5 protein-coding genes are annotated in these 23,630 nt (G+C 74.2%); all 5 read left to right on the forward strand.

Annotated features, from left to right (window positions below; genetic code table 11):
- The first annotated feature begins 84 nt into the window (after window positions 1–84).
- Entirely contained in the window at window positions 85–2,814 is a 2,730-nt protein-coding gene (locus tag ACIBNE_RS13965; RefSeq protein WP_399271537.1) for a LuxR C-terminal-related transcriptional regulator, read from the forward strand.
- 243 nt (window positions 2,815–3,057) lie between these two features.
- Window positions 3,058–3,933, forward strand: coding sequence for a glucose-1-phosphate thymidylyltransferase RfbA (rfbA, locus tag ACIBNE_RS13970; protein WP_399271536.1), 876 nt, complete (start codon window positions 3,058–3,060; stop codon window positions 3,931–3,933).
- 5 nt (window positions 3,934–3,938) lie between these two features.
- On the forward strand, window positions 3,939–4,919 hold the full coding sequence (rfbB, locus tag ACIBNE_RS13975; protein ID WP_399271535.1) for a dTDP-glucose 4,6-dehydratase: 981 nt from the start codon (window positions 3,939–3,941) through the stop codon (window positions 4,917–4,919).
- Between the two features lie 158 nt (window positions 4,920–5,077).
- Window positions 5,078–18,424, forward strand: coding sequence for a type I polyketide synthase (locus tag ACIBNE_RS13980; protein WP_399271534.1), 13,347 nt, complete (start codon window positions 5,078–5,080; stop codon window positions 18,422–18,424).
- Window positions 18,421–23,616 (forward strand): type I polyketide synthase, encoded by a 5,196-nt coding sequence (locus tag ACIBNE_RS13985; protein WP_399271663.1) that lies wholly within the window; start codon window positions 18,421–18,423, stop codon window positions 23,614–23,616. The genes ACIBNE_RS13980 and ACIBNE_RS13985 overlap by 4 nt, the downstream gene beginning before the upstream one ends.
- The last annotated feature ends 14 nt before the right edge of the window (window positions 23,617–23,630 follow it).

Genomic DNA, 23,630 nt, shown 5'->3' on the forward strand with positions numbered 1-23,630 from the left:
ACTCGGGTACCATCCCCCCCAACTGCCGTCAGCCCCGGGGAATCGGCCGTCGGCAACCTGACTAAGGATGCGGAGCGTTTCAGCATGCTGACCGGCAGAGGTGAACAACTCACCAAGCTTGCGGATGAATTCTCGCGCTGCCTTTCGCGCAATGCGGGCGTCGTACTCATCCAAGGGCTCGCCGGATTAGGCAAAACCACAATTCTCAATGAATTCTCGCAGCATCTGGAAAAACGCGGGGCCACGGTTCTCCGCGGCTCCGGAAGGCCCGGGGACCACGAGGCTCCCGCGGCCCCGCACAAGCTGCTCGACCAGGCACTTCACGGCGTCGCGGCACACGTGCCCGTGGTGGTCCTGGTCGACGACGTCCAGCACGTTCCCGCGCCCGAGCTGCGCCGTCTGCTGACCGCCGTACGGTCGGCGCACGCCCGTCCGCTGCTGCTCGTCCTGACCGAGGCCGTCCAGGAATGGCACGGTGACCCGGCACTGCGCACCCTCGTACTCCAGCACCCGAACCTGCTGCGGATCTTCCTGCCGCCGCTGCGCCCGCACGACGTCGCCGACGTGCTCGGCGAGGCGTTCGGGGAATCCGGGGAGGAGTCGGCTTGCCACCGCGCGATGGCCTGGCACGCCGTCAGCGGCGGCAACCCGCTGCTCCTCGCCGCGCTGCTGGAGGACCACCACACCGCCACCGCCCAGCAGCGCTCCCCCTCACCGGCCGAGCCCCAGACCGGCGCGGCCTTCAGCGCGGCGGTGCGCGGCATCCTGAAGCGCTCGGACCGGATCGCCGAAGACCTGGTGAGGGCGCTCGCGGTGCTCGGCCGCGCGGCCTCGCCCGAACTGCTGAGCCTGATGCTGGACGTCAGCCGCGGCACGGTGACCCGGGGCATCCAGACGCTGACCGCGACCGGGCTGCTCGACGGCTGCGCGCTGCGCCACCCGCTGGTGCGCACGGCGCTGCTCGACGAGATGGCTCCGCAGGCCCGCGCCGCCCTGCACCTGTGCGCGGCCGAACATCTGCACCGGACCGGCGGCAGGCCCCTGGACGTCGCCGAACACCTGCTGGCCGCGGGCCCTTCGGCCGCGTCCGACCCGTGGGTCGTCGACGTCCTGCGCGGCGCGGCCGAGCACGTGCTCGCGAGCGACGTGCCGTTGGCGGTGAAGTACCTGGAACTGGCCTGCGTCCTGTGCGCCGCACCGGCGCAGCGCGCCGAGCTCAGGCTCAGGCTCGCGGCCGTCGTGCTGCGCCTGGACCCCTCGGCCGTCGAGGCCCATCTCGTGGAGCCGCTCGTCCTGTTGGACGACGGGCGGCTTCCCGAGTGCTGCTCGGGACCGCTGGCCCGGCTGCTGTTCGCACTGGGCCGGGTGGAGGAGGCACGACGTACGCTGAATCGTTTCAGCGCCGCGGGGGGCAGCACCGGAGGCAGTGCGGGAGACAGCACCGGAGGCGACGCGGGGGGCAGCACGGCGGGGGGCGGCCCGGAGGGCGTCCCCGGCGCGGCGGCCCCGGCCGCGAAGGCCCCGGCGGAGGCGGCGGCGCTCCACCCCGCCACCGCACAGGTCCACCCGCTCTTCGGCACCGCGCCCGCCGCCAGCCCCGCCGCGCCCGTCGTGGCGCTGCCGGGCCTCGCGCCCGTGCGCCCGGTCCGGGGCGAACCGGCCGCTCTCGTCGCCGAGGGTTCCCTACCGCTCCTGGCCCTCACCGAAGCCACGTTCGAGCCCGCTGTGACCGCCCTGTTCTCGCTGGCCAGGGGCAACCGCAGGCCTGCCGAGATCGAGGCGTGGTGGCAGCTGCTGACCGGCGAGGCGCAAGGCTGGCAGACACCGGGCTGGCAGACCATCCTCACCATGATCCGGGGCGAGATCGCCCTGTGGCAGGGCGACCTGCCCAAGGCGGTGGAGTACGCGGGCGCCTCCCTGGAGGGCGCCGCCGAGGAGATCGGCAGCGTCTTCGCCGCGGGGGCGATCGCCACCCAGGTCCTCGCCTACACGGCCATGGGGCGCCTCGGCGCGGCGGCCAGGCAGCTCAGCCGCCCGGTCCGCGACAGCGTGTTCCGCAGCGTCTACGGGCTGAAGTACCTGCGGGCGCGCGGCCATTACTACCTGGCGACGGGCCGGGCGCACGCTGCGCTCGGCGAGTTCCTGACGGCGGGGCGGCTCGCCAAGCAGTGGAGCGTCGACCAGCCCGTGCTGCTGCCCTGGAACACGGACGCGGCGGAGGCGTGGCTGCGCATCGGCGAGCGGGAGCCCGCCGAGCGGCTGCTGCGGGGCCAGTTGGGCGAGATCGGCAGCTCCCGCGTGCGGGGCGCCGCGCTGCGGCTGCACGCGGGGCTCGGCGAGCCGGGCCGCAGGACCCGGACCCTGGCCCTGGCGGTGGCGGAGCTGGAGAAGTCCGGCGACCGGCTGGAGCTGGCCCGCGCGCTGGCCGACCTCGGCCGGGCGCACTGGGCCCTCGGCGAGTTCAGCAGGGCGGGCGCGATCACCGACCGGGCGTGGCAACTGGCCAAGGAGTGCGGGGCGGACGCCCTGTGCGAGGCGATCAGGCCGGGCAGGCTGAAGGCGCACGAGCAGTCCAGGGCGGACGACGACGCGTCGAGCCCCCTGTCCAAACTCAGCGACTCGGAGGTACGGGTGGCCGCCCTCGCCGCGCAGGGTTCCACGAACCGCGAGATCGCGGCCGAGCTGTACATCACCGTGAGCACCGTCGAGCAGCACCTCACCCGGGTGTACCGGAAGCTGAACATCCGCGGGCGGCGCCAGCTCACGATGGACTTCGGCCTGAACCACCTCCCCCTGGCCTCCGAAATCGCCTGACGGCGGCCGGACGGCACGCCCGTACCCTCCGTACGCGCCGCCGTCCGGCCCCCACCCCTGTTCGTGCCCCGGGAAACCCCTACAAGTTCTTCCCCGGCCCTTCCGGGGCGCCCGCGTTGATAGCTTCGGCGCGACGACGCAGGCCGCTTCCGGCCCGGGTCCGGACACAGGATTCCGACGTCGGCCGTCCCTACCGCTCCACCGGAGGAGCAGAATGCAGGCATTCGATCGCCGGGAGTCCCGTTGAAAGGGATCGTGCTCGCCGGCGGCAGCGGCACCCGGCTCCATCCACTGACCCGCGCGGTTTCCAAGCAACTCCTGCCGGTCTACGACAAGCCGATGATCTACTATCCGCTCTCCGTCCTCATGCTCGGCGGAATACGCGACGTGCTCATCGTTTCGACCCCGGAACATCTTCCGCTGTTCCGCGCCCTGTTGGGCGACGGTTCGAAACTGGGAATATCCATCGACTACGCCGAGCAGCGCCGGGCCAACGGTATCGCCGAGGCGCTGGTCATAGGCGCCGAACACATCGGCGGCGATTCGGTCGCGCTGGTCCTCGGCGACAACATCTTCCACGGACCCGGCTTCTCCAAGATGCTGCACCACCACACCCAGAGCGTCGACGGCTGCGTGCTGTTCGGCTACGCGGTGCGCGACCCCGAGCGCTACGGCGTGGGGGAGGTGGACGCGGAGGGCAGGCTGCTGTCCATCGAGGAGAAGCCCGCGAGCCCCCGCTCCAACCTGGCCGTCACCGGCCTGTACCTCTACGACGGCGACGCGGTGGACATCGCGAAGAACCTGACCCCCTCGGCCCGCGGCGAGCTGGAGATCACCGACGTCAACCGGGTGTACCTGGAGCGCGGCAAGGCCCGCATGGTCAACCTGGGCCGCGGGTTCGCCTGGCTGGACACCGGCACCCACGACTCGCTCCTCCAGGCGGGCCAGTACGTACAGGTCCTGGAGCAGCGCCAGGGGGTGCGGATCGCCTGCCTGGAGGAGGTCGCGTTCCGCATGGGGTTCATCGACGCGGACGCCTGCCACGCCCTGGGGGCGCAGCTCAGCAAGTCCGGCTACGGCCAGTACCTGATGGACATCGCGGCGAAAGGCACGAGGTAGGTCCGGTGCGCATACTGGTGACCGGAGGGGCGGGCTTCATCGGCTCGCACTTCGTACGGGAGACGCTCGGCGGCCGCTACCCGGCGTACGCGCGGGCCGAGGTGGTGGTGCTGGACAAGCTCACCTACGCGGGCAGCGAGACGAACCTGGCCGCCGTCGCCGACGACCCCAGGATGCGCTTCGTGCGCGGCGACATCCGCGACGGGCCGCTGGTCGCGGAGCTGATGCGGGGCACCGACCTCGTCGTCCACTTCGCCGCCGAGTCCCACGTGGACCGCTCGATCGCGGGCTCGGCCGAGTTCGTGCTCACCAACGTGGTGGGGACGCACACGCTGTTGCAGGCCGCGACCGACGCGTCGGTGCCGAAGTTCGTCCACGTCTCCACCGACGAGGTGTACGGCTCCATCGACAGCGGCTCCTGGACCGAGGAGGAGCCGCTGCGGCCCAACTCCCCGTACTCGGCGTCCAAGGCCTCCTCCGACCTGCTGGCGCGCTCCTACCACCGCACCCACGGGCTGCCGGTCTGCGTCACCCGGTGCTCGAACAACTACGGTCCCCACCAGTTCCCGGAGAAGTTCGTCCCGCTGTTCGTCACCAACCTCATGGACGGCCTCAGCGTGCCGCTGTACGGGGACGGCGGGAACGTCCGGGACTGGCTGCACGTCGACGACCACTGCCGGGGCATCGCCCTGGTCGCCGAGGGCGGCGAGCCGGGCGAGGTCTACAACATCGGCGGCGGCACCGAGCTGACCAACCGCGCCTTCGTGACCCGGCTGCTCGACGCCTTCGGCCTCGACGAGTCGATGGTGGACCGGGTCCCCGACCGCAAGGGCCACGACCGCCGCTATTCGGTGAACATCGAAAAAATAGCCGGACAACTGGGATACGCCCCCCTGGTCCCGTTCGACGAAGGACTGGAATCGACCATCCAGTGGTACGCGGACAACCGCGGCTGGTGGGAACCGCTGAAGAAGTCCCTGAAATAGAGGAATGCGCTAGGGGGGCGCAGGCAAAATGTTAGGGGTTGGCTGCCCCCATGCCCCGCGATAACCTCCCAGCAGCTCCAGCCCGGCCCATTTTGTGCTTCCGCATTTAATTTTGCTGTGGAGAGGCGATCCGCATCGCTATGTCTGGGAACACCGAGATGAACAACGATCCGATCGCCGTCGTCGGACTGGCCTGCCGTCTTCCACAAGCAACCGACCCGGCCGCATTCTGGGCCCTGTTGAGGAACGGCGTCGACGCCGTCACCGAAATTCCGGACGACCGTTCCGCAGCCGTGGGACCGGGTCCGGAAAACCGCCGGGGCGGATTCATCGGGCGCGTCGACGGATTCGACCCGGCTTTCTTCGGCATATCGCCCAGGGAAGCCGCCGCCATGGACCCGCAGCAGCGCCTCGCGCTCGAACTCGGCTGGGAGGTCCTGGAGGACGTCGGCGCCGTCCCGGCCGCCCTCGCGGGCAGCCGCACCGGCGTGTTCGTCGGTGCCATCGCCGACGACTACGCGGCCCTCCAGCACCAGCGCGGCCCCTCGGCCCTCACCCAGCACTCCCTCACCGGACTCCAGCGCGGCATCATCGCCAACCGCGTCTCCTACGCGCTCGGGCTGCGCGGCCCCAGCGTGGTCGTGGACACCGGCCAGTCCTCTTCGCTGGTCGCCGTCCACCTGGCCTGCGACAGCCTGCGGCGCGGCGAGTCGCACCTCGCGCTGGCCGGCGGCGTCAACCTCAACCTCGCCCCCGAAGGCTTCGCGGGCGTCTCGAAGTTCGGCGCGCTCTCGCCCGACGGCCGGTGCTACACCTTCGACGCGCGGGCCAACGGATACGTGCGGGGCGAGGGCGGCGCCCTCGTGGCCCTGAAGACCCTTTCCCGGGCCGTCGCCGACGGCGACAGGATCTACTGCCTGGTCAACGGCTCGGCGACGAACAACGACGGCGGCGGCCTCAGCCTGACCACGCCCGACAGGGCCGGACAGGAGGAGGTGCTGCGCGAGGCGTACCGGCTCTCCGGGATCGCCCCGTCCGACGTGCGGTACGTGGAGCTGCACGGCACCGGCACCAAGGTCGGCGACCCGGTCGAGGCGGCGGCGCTCGGCGCGGTCCTCGGCGCGGCCAGGCCCGCCGACGCCCCGCTGCGGGTCGGCTCCGCCAAGACCAACGTGGGCCACCTGGAAGGCGCGGCGGGCGTCACCGGCCTGCTGAAGGCCGTCCTCTCCCTGCACCACGGAGAACTCCCGCCCAGCCTCAACCACGAGACGCCCAACCCGGCCATCGCGCTCGACGCGCTGAACCTCCGCGTCCAGACCGAACTGGAGCCCTGGGCGCCCGCCGGGGACGAGCCGCTGATCGCGGGCGTCAGCTCGTTCGGCATGGGCGGCTCCAACTGCCACGTGGTGCTGTCGAGTTGGCCGGGCGCCGCACAGCCCCCGGCTTCCACGACGACTCCGACGACGTCCGTGGTGCCGTGGGTGCTGTCGGGGAAGACCCCGGCGGCACTGCGGGCACAGGCGGAACAGCTGGCCGAGTACGTGGTTGCCGCACCGGAGTTGTCCCCGGCGGACGTGGGTTTCTCGCTCGCGACGAGCCGTACGGCCTTCGAGTACAGGGCGGCGGTGACCGGACAGGACCGCGAGGAGCTTCTGAGCGGGCTGCGGGCGCTGACCGAGGAGGACGGGGCGAGGGCCTTGTCCGGCCGGACGGCGTTCCTGTTCACCGGGCAGGGCGCACAACGGGCCGGAATGGGGCGCGAGTTGTACGCCGCCTTCCCGGTGTTCGCGTCCGCCTTCGACGAGGTGTGCGCGGTCCTGGACGGGCATCTCGACCGTCCGCTGCGTGAACTGGTCTTCGCCGAGGACTCCGGCGAGGTGCTGCAAGGCACCGGGTACGCACAGGTGGCCCTGTTCGCGATCGAGGTCGCGCTGCACAGGCTGGTCGAGTCCTGGGGCGTACGGGCGGACTACCTGGCCGGACACTCGGTGGGCGAACTCACCGCCGCGTACATCGCCGGCCTCTGGTCCCTGGAAGACGCCTGCACCCTCGTCGCGGCCCGAGGCCGCCTGATGCAGGCCCTGCCCACCGGCGGAGCCATGATCTCCGTGGTCGCTTCGGAGGACGACGTACGGCCCTTCCTGAACGAGAAGGTCTCGATCGCGGCCCTCAACGGACCCACCGCCACCGTCCTGTCCGGAGACGAAGACGCCGTACTGGAAGCCGTGACCGCAGGCGGCTGGAAGACCTCGCGCCTCCGCGTGAGCCATGCCTTCCACTCTCCGCTCATGGACCCCATGCTCGAAGAGTTCCGACAAGTCGCCCAGGGGCTGGAGTTCCACGAGCCCCGCACGGCACTGATCTCCAACGTCACTGGTGAGATCGCCCCGCCCGAGCTGGTCCGCACCCCCGACTACTGGGTCCGCCACGTCCGCGAAGCCGTCCGCTTCCACCACGGCCTCACCACCCTAGAAGCGAACGGCGTCACCCGCTTCATCGAACTCGGCCCCGCCGGAGTCCTCACCGCACTCGGCCAAACCACCCTCCACGACGCCGAGTTCATCCCCGTACTCCGCAAGAACAAGCCCGCCGAAGAAGCAGCCGTCGCCGCCATCGCCCACATCCACACCACCGGCCTGGACATCGACTGGAACACCTTCTTCGCGGGCCACCACGCCCACCGCGTCGACCTCCCCACCTACCCCTTCCAGCGCGACCGCTACTGGCTCGACACCCCGGTCCCCGAGCTCGACGCCGTCGGTGCCGACGAGCCCGTCACCTGGCTCGACCGGCTGGCCGCCGTCTCCGACGCTGCCGAGCGGGAGCAGGTCGCCGCCGACCTCGTCCGCAGGCACGCGGCGACCGTGCTCGGCCACACCGCGCCCGGGGCGGTCGACATGGACGCGGCCTTCAAGGACCTGGGCTTCGACTCGCTCACCGCGGTCGAGCTGCGCAACCGGCTGAACGCCGCCACCGGACTGCGGCTGCCCGGCTCGGTCCTCTTCGACTGCCCCACGCCCGCCGCCCTGGCCCACCGCATCGGCTCGTCCGTCGCGGACCCCGGCGCGCGGGTCCGTACCCCCGTCCGGGACGAGGCCCCGGCCGGGGGCGACGACGAGCCGATCGCCATCGTCGCGATGAGCTGCCGCCTCCCCGGCGGCGTGCGGACCCCCGAAGAGCTGTGGGACGTGGTCGCGGACGGCCGGGACGTCGTCTCGGAGTTCCCCACCGAGCGCGGCTGGGACCTGGCCGACCTGTACGACCCCGACCCGTCGAAGCAGGGCAAGAGCTACGTGCGGGAAGGCGGGTTCCTGCACGACGCGGGCCGCTTCGACCCCGCGTTCTTCGGCATCAGCCCGCGCGAGGCGCAGGCCATGGACCCCCAGCAGCGGCTGCTCCTGGAGACGTCCTGGGAGGCCCTGGAGCGCGCGGGCATCAGGCCCGCCTCGCTGAAGGGCAGCCGCTGCGGCGTGTTCGTCGGCGCCATGCCCCAGGACTACGGGCCGCGCATGGAGGAGCCTTCGGAGGGGTACGAGGGCTATCTGCTGACCGGCAGCACCACCAGCGTCATCTCCGGCCGCATCTCCTACACCCTGGGCCTCGAAGGCCCCGCCGTCACCGTGGACACCGCGTGCTCGGCGTCCCTGACGGCCATCCACCTGGCCGTGCAGTCGCTGCGCCGCGGCGAGTGCTCGACGGCACTGGCCGGCGGCGCCACCGTGATGTCGAGCCCCGGCATCTTCGTCGAACTCAGCAGGCAGAAGGCACTCTCCGTGGACGGCCGCTGCAAGGCGTTCTCCGCGCGGGCCGACGGCACCGGCTGGGGCGAGGGCGTCGGCATGATCCTGCTGGAGCGGCTGTCCGACGCCCGGCGCGACGGCCACCAGGTGCTGGCCGTCATCCGCGGCTCGGCCGTCAACCAGGACGGCGCCAGCAACGGCCTGACCGCCCCGCACGGCCCCTCGCAGCAGCGGGTCATCCGGGCGGCGCTCGCGGACGCGGGCCTGTCCTTCGGCGACGTGGACGCCGTCGAGGCGCACGGCACCGGCACCTCGCTCGGCGACCCGATCGAGGCGGGCGCGCTGCTCGCCACGTACGGCCGGGAGCGGGCGGACGGGCGGCCCCTGTGGCTCGGCTCGCTGAAGTCCAACTTCGCGCACCCGCAGGCGGCGGCCGGGGTGGCCGGGGTCATCAAGATGGTGATGGCCATCCGCAACGGCGTGCTGCCGCGGACGCTGCACGTCGACGAGCCGTCCCCGCACGTGGACTGGGAGTCGGGCGACGTGCGGCTGCTCACGGACGCCGTGCCGTGGCCGTCGACCGGGCGGCCCAGGCGCGCGGGCGTGTCCTCCTTCGGCATCAGCGGCACCAACGCCCACGCGATCATCGAGCAGGCCCCGGCAGAGGAGGCGCCGACCGAGGAGGCGCCGACCGAGCAAGCCCCGGCCGAGCAAGCCCCGGCCGAAGAGGCCCCGTCCGAGCAAGCCCCGGCCGAGCAAGCCCCGGCCGAAGAGGCCCCGGCCGACGGGCAGGCCCCCGGCGCGGCCCAGGACGACGGGCAGGGGCAGGCCGACGAGCGAGCCCCCGGGGCGGGCCGGGGCGCGGCCCCGCGCGGACCCCTCGTGTGGCCGGTCTCCGGCCGGACCGAGGAGGCCCTGCGGGCCCAGGCCGGGCGGCTGCGGGAGCACCTCGCGGCCCGTCCCGACGCCGGTCTCGCCGACATCGGCCACTCCCTCGCCGTCACGCGCACCGCGTTCGGGCAGCGCGCCGCGGTCGTCGCCGACGACCGCGAGGGCTTCCTCCAGGGGCTCGGCGCGCTCGCGGACGGCACGGCGGGGCCCGAGGTGCTGCGGGGCACCGGCGGCGACCGGCGCAAGGTCGCGTTCGTCTTCCCCGGGCAGGGCTCGCAGTGGCTCGACATGGCGCGCGGGCTGTGGGACGAGTCGCCGGTCTTCGCCGAGCAACTGCGCGCCTGCGCGGCCGCGTTGGAGCCGTACGTCGACTGGTCGCCGCTGGACGTGCTGCTCGGCGCGCCGAACGCGCCCTCGCTCGACCGCATCGACGTGATCCAGCCGACGCTGTTCGCGGTGATGGTCTCGCTGGCGGAGCTGTGGCGGTCGTACGGGATCGAACCGTCGGCCGTGGTCGGGCACTCCCAGGGCGAGATCGCCGCCGCGTACGTCGCGGGCGGCCTGACGCTGGACGACGCGGCCCGCATCGTGGCGCTGCGCAGCCTGCTGTGGCTGGAACTCAGCGGGAAGGGCGCCATGCTGGCCGTACCGCTGCCCGCCGACCAGGCCCGCGAGCGCCTCGGCCGCTGGTCCGACCGGCTGTCGATCGCCGCGGTCAACGGCCCGAGGTTCGCGACGGTCTCAGGCGACCCCGCCGCGCTCGACGAGCTGCTGGCCGAGCTGGCGGCCGAGGGGGTCCAGGCGCGCCGGGTGCGCGGCGTCGACACCGCGGGGCACTCCCCCCAGGTGGAGATGCTCCGCGAGCGCATGCTGGATGGGCTGCGGCCGGTGCGGCCGCTGGCCTCCCGCGTGCCGTTCTACTCCACCGTGACCGGCGAGCGCCTGGACACCCGCGAACTGGACACGGACTACTGGTACCGCAACATCCGCGACACGGTCGAGTTCGAGCGGGCCTCGCGGACGCTGCTGGCCGCGGGCTGCACCGGGTTCGTCGAGTGCAGCCCCCACCCGGTGCTGCTGGCCGCGGTCCAGGAGACCGCCGAGGACGCCGGGGCCGCCGACGTCGCCGCCGTGGGCACGCTGCGCCGCGACGAGGGCGGCATGCGGCGCTTCCTCACCTCCCTCGCGCACGCCCAGGTCCAGGGCGTCGAGCCCGACTGGGACGCGGTCTTCGCCGGGCACGGCGCGCGGCGGGTGGAGCTGCCGACCTACGCCTTCCAGCGCGAGCTGTACTGGCTCTCCCGCCCCGCCCCGACCGGTGACGTGTCGACGGCCGGCCTGGAACCCGCCGGTCATCCGCTGCTCGGCGCCGCGGTCGCCCTGGCCGGGACCGAAGGCCACCTGTTCACCGGCCGCCTGTCCGTGCGGAGCCACCCCTGGCTCGCCCACCACACGGCGCTGGGCACCCCGGTCCTGCCGGGCGGCGCGTTCGTCGAACTCGCCGTGCGCGCCGGGGACCACGTCGGGTGCGGGCGGATCGGGGAACTGACCGTCGAGGCACCGCTGTCCCTGCCCGCGGAGGGCGCGGCCGTCGTCCAGGTCCGCCTGGGCGCGGCCGAGGACGGGCGCCGGGCGTTCGAGGTGTACGCCCGGCCCGAGCGACGGCCGGAGCACCAGCCGGACGGGGCCGGGGACGAGAACCCCTGGCAGCGGCACGCCACGGGCGTCCTGACGCCCGACGCGGCGGACGGTACGGCGGTCGACGCGGCGGGCGGTACGGCGGGCGGCGCGGCGGGCGGTACGGGTGCGGCCCGGACGTTCGACGCCTCGGTCTGGCCCCCGGCCGGTGCGGTCGCGGTGGAGGGCGCCCCAGCGGACGGGATCACCGCCCTGTGGCGGCTCGACGACGAGGTGTACGCGGAGGTCGCCCTCACCGAGGACACCGCCGACGAGGCCGCCCTGTTCGGCCTCCACCCGGCGCTGCTCGAAGCCGCCGTGCGCGCGGCGGACCCGACCGGCGGGGACCCCGATGCCCGCCTGGCGTTCTCCTGGAAGGACGTCACGCTCCACGCGACCGGCGCATCCGCGCTGCGCGTACGGCTGACGCCCACCGGGCCCGACGCGGTGTCCGTCGCGCTCGCCGACCCGGCAGGCGGGCCCGTGGCGACCGTCGGCGAGGTGGCGCTGCGCGAGACGCGCCCCGAGGAGGTCAGGGGCGGACGCCCCGCGTTCCACCCGTCGCTGTTGCGCGTGGTGTGGAACCCCGTGCCCGGCGGCGGATCGCCCGGCACCCGAGGGTGGGCGGTCGCCGGGGACGACGGCCTCGCCCTGCGCACGGGCCTCGCCCTGCCCGCGTACGACCTGCCCGCGTACGACCCGGACACGGACGCCCCGGACGCGGACGCCCCGGACCGCCCGGACGCGGACGCCGCTGCCGTACCGGACGTGGTGCTGGTGTCCTGCGCCCCGCCGCACGGCACCAGCACCGGAGTGGGCGCGGACGCGGCTGCCGTACGGGACGTCACGCACCGGGCCCTGGAGCTCGTCCAGCGCTGGCTGGCCGACGAGCGGTTCGCTGCCTCCCGCCTGGTGTTCGTGACCCGGGGCGCGGTGGCCGCCGCCCCCGACGAGGACGTGCCCGACCTGGCGCACGCCGCGCTGTGGGGCCTGGTCAGGTCCGCGCAGTCCGAGGAGCCCGACAGGTTCGTGCTCGTCGACGTCGACGCGGATCCCGGGTCGCTGCGCGCGCTCCCGGCCGCGCTGGCCTCCGGCGAGCCGCAGAGCGCCGTACGCGCCGGTGCGGTGCTCGCCCCCCGGCTCACCCGCGTGCCGACCGAAGCCCCGGCCGAGCCCCTGTCCGAAATCCCGGCCGGATCGACGCCGTTCGCCCCCGAAGGCACCGTCCTGATCACCGGCGGAACGGGCACGCTGGGCGCCCTTGCGGCCCGCCACGCCGTGGCCGAGTACGGCGTGCGCCACCTGCTGCTGGTCGGGCGCCGCGGCCTCGCCGCCGACGGCGCGGCCGAGCTGCGCGACGAACTGGCCGCGTCCGGTGCCTCGGTGACGGTCGCGGCCTGCGACGTCGCGGACCGCGCGGCGCTCGCCGACCTGCTGGCCGCCGTGCCCGCCGCGCACCCGCTGACGGCGGTGATCCACACGGCGGGCGTACTCGACGACGGTGTCGTCGCGGCCCTGACCCCCGAGCGGATCGACGCGGTCCTGCGGCCCAAGGTCGACGCGGCGCTCAACCTGCACGAGCTGACGGCCGGCCTCGGCCTGACCGCCTTCGTGCTGTACTCCTCCGTCGTCGCCACCATCGGCGGCGCCGGACAGGCCAACTACGCGGCGGCCAACGCGTTCCTCGACGCCCTGGCCGGCCGACGCAGGGCCGCGGGACTCGCGGGCCAGTCGCTGGCCTGGGGCCTGTGGGCCGAGCGCAGCACCATGAGCGGCCACCTGGACGACACCGACGTTCAGCGGATGGCCCGCTCGGGCATCGCCGCCATGCCGTCCGCCGAGGGCATGGCCCTGTTCGACACCGCCATCGCGCTGGGCGACGCCGCGCTCGTACCGGCGCGCACGGACCTGGCCGCGCTGCGCGCCCAGTCCGAGACCCGGCCCGTGCCGCACCTCTTCCGGGGCCTGGTGCGGACGCCGAACCGGCGTGCGGCGCAGGGTGCCGCCGACTCCGGCGCCTCCTCGCTCGCCCAGCGGCTGACGGGCCTGCCCGACGCGGAGCGCGACCGGTTCCTGCTGGACCTGGTGCGCACCCACGCCGCCGCCGTGCTCGGCCACGGCTCCCCGGACGCGGTCGCGGCGAACCGGGCGTTCCGCGAGGTCGGCTTCGACTCGCTGACCGCGGTGGAACTCCGCAACCGGCTGAACGGCGCCACCGGGCTGCGCCTGCCGACCAGCCTGCTCTTCGACTATCCGACCCCCGAGACGCTCGCCGCGCACATCCGTACGGCCGTGCTCGGCGAGGCGGACACCGCCGCGCCCGTACCGACGGCCGCGGTCGCGGTCGCGGCGCGGGACGACGAACCGATCGCCATCGTCGCGATGAGCTGCCGCCTCCCCGGCGGCGTACGGACCCCCGAAGACCTGTGGCGCCTGGTGGCCGACGGCGGCGACGTGATCGCGCCCTTCCCCACCGACCGCAACTGGAACGTCGAGGAGCTCTACGATCCCAACCCCGACCAGCGCGGCAAGACCTACGCCAAGGAAGGCGGATTCCTCTACGACGCCTACGACTTCGACCCGGAGTTCTTCGGGATCTCGCCGCGCGAGGCGCTGGCGATGGACCCCCAGCAGCGGCTGCTGCTGGAGACGTCGTGGGAGGTCGTGGAGCGCGCGGGCATCGACCCGGCGGGCCGCCGCGGCACGCAAACGGGCGTGTTCATCGGCACCAACGGCCAGGACTACGCCGCGCACCTGCGGCAGCTGCCCGAAGACCTGGAGGGCTACCTGCTGACCGGCAAGGCCGCCAGCGTGGTCTCGGGCCGCATCGCGTACGCCATGGGCCTGGAGGGTCCGGCGGTGACGGTCGACACGGCGTGCTCGTCGTCGCTGGTCGCCCTGCACCTGGCCGCGCAGTCGCTGCGGCGCGGCGAATGCGCGATGGCCCTCGCGGGCGGCGTCACCGTCATGTCGACGCCCAGCCTCTTCATCGAGTTCAGCCGCCAGCGCGGGCTGGCCCGCGACAGCCGGTCAAAGGCGTTCTCCGCGGCCGCCGACGGAACGAGCTGGGCGGAGGGCGCGGGCATGTTGCTCCTGGAGCGCCTGTCGGACGCGCGGCGCAACGGCCACCAGGTGCTCGCGGTACTGCGCGGCTCGGCCATCAACCAGGACGGCGCCAGCAACGGCCTCAGCGCCCCCAACGGCCCCTCACAACAACGCGTGATCCGAGCAGCACTGGCCGACGCACGACTGACCGCCGCAGACGTGGACGCAGTCGAAGCACACGGCACCGGAACCTCCCTCGGCGACCCGATCGAAGCAGGCGCGCTACTGGCCACGTACGGCCAAGAACGTTCCGGCGAACGGCCGTTGTGGCTGGGCGCACTCAAGTCCAACATCGGCCACACCCAGGCCGCATCCGGCGTGGCTGGTGTGATCAAAATGGTCATGGCGATACGCGAAGGCGTACTGCCCCGAACCCTTCACGCCGACGAACCCTCCGAAAAGATCGACTGGACGGCAGGATCGGTCGAACTCCTCACCGAGGCCCGCCCCTGGCCCGAAACCGGCGCCCCGCGCCGAGCGGGCATCTCCGCCTTCGGCATCAGCGGCACGAACGCACACGCCATCGTGGAAGAGGCGCCGATCTCCGTGGAGGAGCCCGCCTCCGAGACGGAGAGCCCGGCATCGGTGGTGCCGTGGGTGCTGTCGGGCAAGACCCCGGCGGCACTGCGGGCACAGGCGGAACAGCTGGCCGAGTACGTCGCGGCGGCACCGGAGCTGCCCCCGGCGGACGTGGGTTTCTCGCTCGCAACGAGCCGTACGGCCTTCGAGTACAGGGCGGCGGTGACCGGCCGGGACCGCGAGGAGCTTCTGAGCGGCCTGCGGGCACTGGCCGACGACGACGGTGTACGGGCAACGCCCGGCCGGACGGCGTTCCTGTTCACCGGACAGGGCGCACAACGTGCCGGAATGGGCCGCGAGTTGTACGAAGCCTTCCCGGTGTTCGCGTCCGCCTTCGACGAGGTGTGCGCGGTCCTGGACGGGTACGTGGAGCGTCCGCTGCGCGAGGTCGTCTTCGCCGAGGACTCTGCCGACGTATTGCAGGAGACCGGCTACGCACAGGTGGCCCTGTTCGCGATCGAGGTCGCGCTGCACAGGCTGGTCGAGTCCTGGGGCATACGGGCGGACTACCTGGCCGGACACTCGGTGGGCGAACTCACCGCCGCGTACATCGCCGGCCTCTGGTCCCTCGAAGACGCCTGCACCCTCGTCGCCGCACGCGGCCGCCTGATGCAGGCCCTGCCCACCGGCGGAGCCATGATCTCCGTGATCGCTTCGGAGGACGACGTACGACCCTTCCTCACCGAACGAGTCTCGATCGCGGCCCTCAACGGACCCACCGCCACCGTCCTCTCAGGCGACGAAGACGCCGTACTGGAAGCCGTGACCGCAGGCGGTTGGAAGTCGACACGGCTGAAGGTCAGCCACGCCTTCCACTCTCCGCTCATGGACCCCATGCTCGAAGAGTTCCGACAAGTTGCCCAGGAACTCACCTTCAATGAGCCCCACACGGCACTGATCTCCAACGTCACCGGTGACATCGCCCCGCCAGAGCTGATCAGCACCCCCGACTACTGGGTCCGCCACGTCCGCGAAGCCGTCCGCTTCCACCACGGCCTCACCACCCTCGAAGCAAACAGCGTCACCCGCTTCATCGAACTCGGCCCCGCCGGAGTCCTCACCGCCCTCGGCCAAACCACCCTCCACAACGCAGAGTTCATCCCCGTACTCCGCAAGAACAAGCCCGACGAGCAAGCAGCCGTCGATGCCCTGGCCCGGATGCACAGCATCGGCTTCGCCATCGACTGGACCGCCTTCTTCGCGGGCCGCCACGCCCACCGGGTCGACCTCCCCACCTACCCCTTCCAGCGCGACCGCTACTGGTTCGCGACGCCCGCCGTACCCGGTGCTCCGGCCGCTTCCTCCTCCGCTTCCGTGGACACGCGGTTCTGGGAGGCGGTCGACAGCCAGGACCTGGACGCGCTGGCCACGATGCTCGAAGTCGAGCCCACCACCCCGCTGAGCGGCATGGTGCCGCTGCTGTCCTCCTGGCGCCGCAGCCAGAGCGACCACGCCACCACGGAGGCGTGGCGGTACCGGATCGCCTGGCACCCCGTGGCCACCGAGCCGCACGGAGCGCTGTCCGGCACCTGGCTGGTGGCCGTTCCGCCGGTCCGGCAGCGGGGTCCGGGCGGCGACGCGCACACCGCCGTACTGCACGCCCTGCGGGAGCGCGGGGCGACCGTGGTCGTCGTACAGCCGACGGACGATTCCCGCGACGCGCTCGCCGCGCGGCTCCGGGAGGCCGCGGCCGACGGGGCCCCGGCGGGCGTGCTGTCCCTGCTCGCGTCCGCCGACGGGCCGCACCCGGCGCACCCGGCCCTGCCGCACGGCCTGGCGCTGAACCTGGCGCTCGTCCAGGCGCTCGGGGACGCGGAGGTCCACTGCCCGCTGTGGCTGGCGACCCGCGCCGCCGTCTCGGTGAGCCCGACGGACCCCGTCGACCGCCCCGAGCAGGCGACCGTGTGGGGCCTGGGCCGCGTGGTCGGCCTGGAGCACCCCGAGCGCTGGGGCGGCCTGGTCGACCTGCCTGCGGTCGTGGACGAGCGCGCCGCCGCCCGGCTGGCCGGGGTCCTCGCGGCGGCGGGCGACGAGGACCAACTGGCGGTGCGCGCCGCCGGGGTGTTCGTACGGCGGCTGGTGCACGCGCCGCAGGGCGCGCCGACCGACGCCGACAAGTGGCGGCTGGGCGGCACGGCCCTCGTCACCGGCGGTACCGGCGGGCTGGGCGCGCAGGTGGCCCGCTGGCTGGCCAGGACCGGGGCCGAGCACCTGGTGCTCACCAGTCGGCGCGGTCCCGCGGCGCCCGGGGCGGACGACCTCGCGGCCGAACTGCGCGGCCTGGGCGCGCGGGTGACGGTCGCCGCGTGCGACGTCGCGGACCGGGCGGCGCTGGCCGGGCTGCTGGACGGCCTGGAGGCCGAGGGGTCGCCGGTGCGGGCGGTGTTCCACGCGGCGGGGACCGTCCACTTCAAGGACGTCGCCGACAGCACGCCTGCCGACTTCGCCGCCATGGCCGAGGGCAAGGTCTCGGGGGCCGTCCACCTGGACGAGCTGCTGGACGGCCCCCGCGTCGAGGCGTTCGTGCTCTTCTCGTCCATCGCGGCCTCCTGGGGCAGCGGCGGTCAGGGCGCCTACGCGGCGGCCAACTCCTTCCTGGACGCGCTCGCCGAGAAGCGCCGGAGCCGCGGTCTGGCCGCCACGTCGGTGGCCTGGGGGCCGTGGGCGGACAAGGGCATGATCGAGGGCGAGGGCGTGGCGGAGCACCTGAGCCGCAGGGGCCTGCTGCCGATGGCGCCCGAGCTCGCGGTGGCGGCCCTGCACGGGGCGCTGGCCCGCCAGGAGACGACGCTGGTCCTCGCGGACGTGCGGTGGGACCGGTTCGTGCCGGGCTTCACCGCGGCCCGCCGCCGCCCGCTCATCGACGAACTGCCCGAGGTCGGGCGGGTGCGGGAGGCCGAGGCCGCCGGGGCCGCCGCCGTGCGGGAGGGCGCGGGCGGCGTGCTGGACGGCCTGGCCGCCCTGCCGGACGCGGAGCGGGAGCGGGTGCTCATCGACCTGGTGCGCACGCACACCGCGGCCGTGCTCGGCCACTCCGCCCCCGGGGCGATCGCCGACGACCGGGCCTTCAAGGAACTGGGCTTCGACTCGCTCACGGCCGTCGAGCTGCGCAACAGGCTGAACGCCGCCACCGGCCTCTCGCTGCCCGCCACGCTGGTCTTCGACTGCCCCGCGCCCGCCCCGCTCGCCCGGTTCCTGCGGGCCGAGCTGTTCCCGCCGCGGCCGCTGACGGCCGACTCGATGTTCGAGGAGCTGGACCGGTGGGAGCGGGAGCTGACGGAGGTCGGCGCGGACGGCGGCGTACGGGAACGGCTCACCGCCCGCCTGCGGAGCCTGGCGGCGCGGCTCGGGGGCGCCGACGGTGCCGCGGGTGCCGTCGGTACCGACGGGGCTGACGGGGCCGACGGGGCCGGAAGCGGCCCGCTGGGCGCCGGATCGGTCGAGGAGCGGCTGCTGGCCGCTTCCGCCGAGGACATCTTCAACATGATCGACAACGACTTCGGGGCGTCCTGATGGCCAACGGGCAAGAAGAGAAGCTTCTCGGCTACCTCAAGCGGGTCACCGCCGATCTGCACGGGGCCCGTCAGCGCCTCCAGGAGGTGCGGGACAAGGAGCGGGAGCCGATCGCCGTCGTGGGCATGGGCTGCCGCTTCCCCGGCGGGGTGCGTTCGCCCGAAGACCTGTGGGAGCTGCTCGACGAGGGCAGGGACGCGGTCTCCGCGTTCCCCACCGACCGGGGCTGGGACCTGGAGGGCCTCTACGACCCGGATCCCGCCGCGTCCGGCACCTGCTACACCCGGCAGGGCGGGTTCCTCTACGACGCGGGCCGCTTCGACCCCGCGTTCTTCGGGATCTCGCCGCGCGAGGCGCTGGCCATGGACCCCCAGCAGCGGCTGCTGCTCGAAGTGTCCTGGGAGGCGATCGAGCGCGCCGGGATCGACCCGCTGTCGCTGAAGGGGGAGAAGGCCGGGGTGTTCGTCGGCGCGACCTCCTTCCAGTACGGGGGAGACCCGGCGGCGGCCGACCCGGGCGTCGAGGGCCACCTGCTGATCGGCAACGTCACCAGCGTGGCCTCGGGGCGCGTCTCCTACGCCCTCGGGCTCGAAGGACCCGCCGTCACCTTGGACACCGCGTGCTCGTCGTCGCTGGTCACGCTGCACCTGGCCGCGCAGTCGCTGCGCCGGGGCGAGTGCTCGCTGGCCCTGGCGGGCGGCGCCGCGATCATGGCGAACCCGGGGGTGCTCGTCGAGTTCAGCCGACAGCGCGGGCTGGCCCCCGACGGCCGTTGCAAGGCCTTCGCGGCCGCCGCCGACGGCACCGGCTGGGGCGAGGGCGTGGGCATGGTGCTCCTGGAGCGGCTGTCGGACGCGCGGCGCAACGGGCATCCGGTGCTCGCGGTCGTACGGGGCAGCGCGATCAACCAGGACGGCGCGAGCAACGGGCTCAGCGCGCCGAACGGCCCCGCGCAGCAGCGGGTCGTCCAGGAGGCGCTGGCCGCCGCCGAACTGACCACGGCCGACGTCGACATGGTGGAGGCGCACGGCACCGGCACCCGGCTCGGCGACCCCATCGAGGCCCAGGCGCTGCTGGCCACCTACGGCCGGGGGCGGCCCGCCGACCAGCCGCTGTGGCTCGGTTCGCTGAAGTCCAACATCGGCCACACGCAGGCGGCCGCCGGGGTCGGCGGGATCATCAAGACCGTACTGGCGATCCGCAACGGAGTGCTGCCGCGGACCCTGCACGTCGACGAGCCGTCGCACGACGTGAACTGGTCGGCCGGCGCGGTCTCGCTGCTGCGCGAGCGGATGCCGTGGCCGGACCGGGGGCGGCCCCGCAGGGGCGCGGTGTCGGCGTTCGGGGTCAGCGGCACCAACGCCCACGTCATCCTTGAGGAAGCACCGGAGGAGACCCCGGCAGAGGCCCCGGCGGAGGCCCCGGCGGAGGCCCCGGTGGAGGCCCCGACGGCGGGAGCCCTGGCGGCGGAAGCCCCTGCGGAGGGAGCCCCGGCGACGGAAGCCCCTGCAGAGGGAGCCCCTGCGGAGGGAGCCCCTGCGGCGAAGACCCCTGCGGCGGAAGCCCCTTCGGGTCCGGAGGCCGCCGCTTCCCGACCGGAGACCGCCGCCGCTCCCCTGCCGTGGGTCCTGTCCGGCCGTACCGAAGCCGCGCTGCGCGCACGGGCCGTACAGCTGCGGCAGCACCTGGACCGCAATCCGCAGGACGGCCCGGCCGCCGTAGCGGCGGCGCTCGCCCGCACCCGGTCCGCGTTCGAGAACCGCGCGGTCGTCGTCGGCCGCACCCGCGGGGAACTCCTCGCGGGCCTGGACGCGCTCGCCGCCGGCACCGCCGCCCCCGGTCTCGCGGAGGGCGTCGCGGTGAACAGCACCCGGCCCGTCTTCCTCTTCCCCGGCCAGGGCTCGCAGTGGGCGGGCATGGCCGTCGAACTCCTCGACTCCTCACCGGTGTTCGCCCAGCGCATCGCCGAGTGCGAGCGGGCCCTGGCCCCGTTCACGGACTGGTCGCTGACGGACGTGCTGCGCGAGGCGGAGGGCGCGCCGTCGTCGGAGCGGGTCGACGTGGTCCAGCCGCTGCTGTTCGCGGTGATGGTGTCCCTGGCCGCCGTGTGGCGCTCCTACGGCGTGGAGCCCGCCGCCGTGCTGGGCCACTCGCAGGGCGAGATCGCCGCCGCGTGCGTCGCCGGAGCACTCTCCCTGGAGGACGCGGCGCGGGTCGTCGCCCTGCGCAGCCAGGCCATACGCGCCCTGTCCGGCGACGGCGGCATGATGTCCGTGTCCCTGCCCCAGGACCAGCTCACCGAACGCATGAAGCCCTGGGGCGAGCGCATCTCGCTCGCCGCCGTCAACGGCCCCGGCTCGATGGTGGTGTCCGGCGAGCCCGGAGCGCTGCGCGAGCTGCTGGCGGCCTGCGAGGCGGACGGCGTCCGCGCGAAGCTCATCCCCGTCGACTACGCCTCGCACTCCGTCCAGGTCGAGCGCATCCACGGGAAGCTGCTGGAGGTCCTGGCGCCCGTCGCCCCCCGCTCCTGCACGACGGTCTTCTACTCGACGGTCACCGGCGAGCCCGTCGACACCTCCGCCCTGGACGCGGAGTACTGGGCCGCGAACCTGCGGCGGACGGTCCAGCTGGAGCGGGCCACGCGGAAGGTGCTGGCCGACGGCCACCGCGTCGTCGTCGAGGTGAGCCCCCACCCGGTGCTGGCGTTCGCCGTCCAGGAGACCGTCGAGGCGCTCGGCGCCGAGGCGTCCGTGGTCGGCTCGCTGCGCCGCGGCGAGGGCGGCCCCGACCGGATGCTGCTGTCGCTGGCACAGGCGTACGTCAGGGGCGTCACGGTCGACTGGACGGCCGTCCACACCGGGCCGTACGCCCGCGTGGACCTGCCCACCTACCCCTTCCAGCGGCAGCACTACTGGCTGGAGGTGCCCGCCGCGACGGCCACGGCAGCCCAGGACCCGGCGGAAGCGGCCTTCTGGGCGGCCGTGGAGGACGAGGACGTCGAGGCGCTGACCGCCGCGCTGGACGCGGGCAGCGGCACGGCCCCGGCGGCCGGGCCCGAGGCCGCCGCCGCGCTGCGGACCGCGCTGCCCCTGCTGTCCTCGTGGCGCCGCGGGCGCACGGAGGGCGCGGCGCTGGACTCCTGGCGGTACCGCATCGGCTGGCGGCCGCTGCCCGAGCCGGACGCCGCGCCGCTCACGGGCACCTGGCTCGTCGCCGTACCGGCCGGGCACGCCGCTGACCGGCCGGTCGCGGCCCTGCTCACGGGCCTCGCGGGCCCCGGCACGGAGATCGTCCCCGTCGAGGTCGCCCCCGGCACGGACCGCGCCGCGCTCGCCGAACTGATCGGCGCCGCGCTCAAGGGCCCGGCACCCCAGGACACCGCCGCGCTCCCCACCGGGAGGACCGCCCCCGCCGGGAGGACCGCTCCCGCCGGGAGGACCGCTCCCGCCGGGGTGCTCTCGCTGCTCGCGCTCGACGAGGCGCCCCTGCCGGACGCGCCGTCGGTGCCCTCGGGGCTCGCCCTCACCGCCGCGCTGGTCCAGGCGCTGGGCGACACCGGGACCGACGCGCCGCTGTGGCTGGCGACCAGGGGAGCGGTGTCGACCGGCGCGTCCGACCGGCTCGACCGTCCCGTCCAGGCGGCCGTCTGGGGGCTCGGCGCCGCGGCCGCCCTGGAGTCCCCGCAGCGCTGGGGCGGACTGGTCGACCTGCCCGCCGACCTCGACGACCGGGCGCTGACCCGGCTGGCCGCCGTCCTGGCGGGCCGGGCCGGTGCGGGCGACGACGCGCCCGAGGACCAGCTCGCGGTACGCGGCCCCGGCGTGTTCGCCCGCCGCCTCCTGCGCTCCGGCGCACAGCCCGCCGCGGCCCACTGGCGGCCCTCGGGCACCGTCCTGATCACCGGCGGTACGGGCGGCGCGGGCGCCGCCGTCGCGCGCAGGCTCGCCGCCGAGGGCGCCGAACACCTGGTGCTGGTCGGCCGCCGGGGCCCCGAGGCGCCCGGCGCGCGGGAGCTGGAGGCCGAACTCACCGCGTCCGGCGCCCGCGTCACGGTCGCGGCCTGCGACGTCGCGGACCGCACCGCGCTCGCCGCACTGCTGGCCGCCCTGCCGCAGGACCCGCCGCTGACCGCCGTCGTGCACGCGGCGGGCGTACTCGACGACGGCGTCCTCGACTCCCTGACGGCCCGGGAGGCCGAGCGGACGCTCCGGCCGAAGACGACCGGGGCGCTGCACCTGCACGAACTCACCCAGGACCGGGACCTGTCCGCGTTCGTGCTCTTCTCCTCCATCGCCGGCACCGTCGGCGCCGCGGGACAGGCGAGCTACGCGGCGGCGAACGCCGTCCTGGACGCGCTCGCGCGGCAGCGGCACGCGGACGGGCTGGCCGCCACGTCGGTGGCCTGGAGCGCACTGGCCGACGGCGGAATGGTCGACGCGGCGGTGGCCGACCAGCTGCGCCGCAGGGGCGCCGCCCCCATGCCGGGCGACCGCGCCGGGGACGCGCTGCTGCGGGCGGTGGGCGGCGACGAGCCGTTCCAGGTGGTCGCCGACCTCGACTGGAAGCGGTTCGCCCCCGTACTCGCGTCGGGCCGGCCGCTGCCCCTGCTGCACGACCTCCCGGAGGCCGCCGAGGCACTCCAGGCCGGGTCGGGCCCCGAGGGCGGGGGCGGCGACGACTCCGAGGCCCTGCTGCGGCGCCTGGCGCCCCTGGGCGGCACGGACCGGCAGCGGGTACTCCTCGACCTGGTCAGGTCGCTGGCCGCCGTCGTGCTCGGCCACCCCAACTCCAGCGCCGTACAGGCCGACCGGGCCTTCAAGGAACTGGGCTTCGACTCGCTCACGGCCGTCGAGCTGCGCAACAGGCTGGGCGTGGCGACCGGCCTCAGGCTGCCGGTCACGCTGGTCTTCGACCATCCCAGCGCCGCCGCGCTCGCCGCCCACATCGGCGCCGAGCTGCTGCCCGACGGCGGTTCGTCCGCCGTGCTCGCCGAACTGGACCGGCTGGCGGCTTCGCTGGCCGCCGTGGACGCCGACGACGAGATGCGCGCCGCCGTGTCCGAACGCCTCCAGTCCCTGCTGCGCACCTGGTCGGGCACCGCCGGGCAGCGCGGCGCGGTGGACGACCTCCAAGCGGTCAGCGACGAGGAGATGTTCGACCTCCTCGACCAGGAACTCGACGACATCGCATGAACCACCGCACACCC

The sequence above is a fragment of the Streptomyces sp. NPDC050504 genome (genome assembly GCF_044458065.1).
GTDB lineage: Bacteria > Actinomycetota > Actinomycetes > Streptomycetales > Streptomycetaceae > Streptomyces.